Source organism: Acinetobacter sp. 5862 (genome assembly GCF_024494585.1).
Taxonomy (GTDB): Bacteria; Pseudomonadota; Gammaproteobacteria; order Pseudomonadales; family Moraxellaceae; genus Acinetobacter.
On the sequence record NZ_JANHGP010000118.1, the window covers coordinates 1 to 251 of the forward strand.

The 251-nt window shown below is 37.1% G+C and carries 1 pseudogene; it reads left to right on the forward strand.

Going from position 1 to position 251, the window contains the following annotated elements:
* Positions 1-251, forward strand: a pseudogene (locus NO346_RS14770) (IS701 family transposase); the annotation flags it as partial.

A 251-nucleotide genomic window follows, 5' to 3' on the forward strand; every position in this document is an offset into this window, starting at 1 on the left:
CTCAGTTGGGGTGCAAAGATTCAATTTATTACAGGTGATAGTTGGTATTCATCGACTGGAAATCTAAAAACCATAAGAAAATATGGTATTCGATTTATGTTTGGTATCGACTGTAACCGTAAGGTTTCCCCAGAAAAAGGACAATGGTTTCAACTGCGTTTATTGCCAGATTTTCATCAGGGTCAAGTGGTCTGGCTCAAAGATTTTGGCTTTGTACAATTATTTAAGACTCAGTTAAAAGAACAGCAGAG